The following is a 235-nucleotide window of genomic DNA, read 5'->3' as shown; positions in this document are numbered from 1 at the left end:
CAGGCGCTCTGTGCAAGCCGGGTTCTGTATGCGACAGGACTCAGCTTTTTCAATTTCAAACTGCAACGCTCGCGGTTGTAGTAATCCATATAGTCATCTATCTGTTTCATCAATTCTCCACCGTCAATTCCCCTGCGTTATAGAAACACTCCGTCTTCAACACCGCAAAGAAGCTTTCCATCGGCGCATTGTCCCAACAGTTCGCCTTTCGCGACATGCTTTGAACCATGGAATG

General features: G+C 48.1%; 1 pseudogene. It reads right to left on the bottom strand.

Annotated features, from left to right (window positions below):
• Window positions 1-235: pseudogene (locus NSCA4_RS16175) on the bottom strand (IS3 family transposase); the annotation flags it as partial.

Origin of the sequence: Neisseria sicca 4320 (genome assembly GCF_000193735.1) — a bacterium.
GTDB classification, from domain to species: Bacteria; Pseudomonadota; Gammaproteobacteria; order Burkholderiales; family Neisseriaceae; genus Neisseria; species Neisseria sicca_E.
Note: the sequence above shows the minus strand (reverse complement) of the source record. Positions and strands in the feature narration are given on the sequence as shown.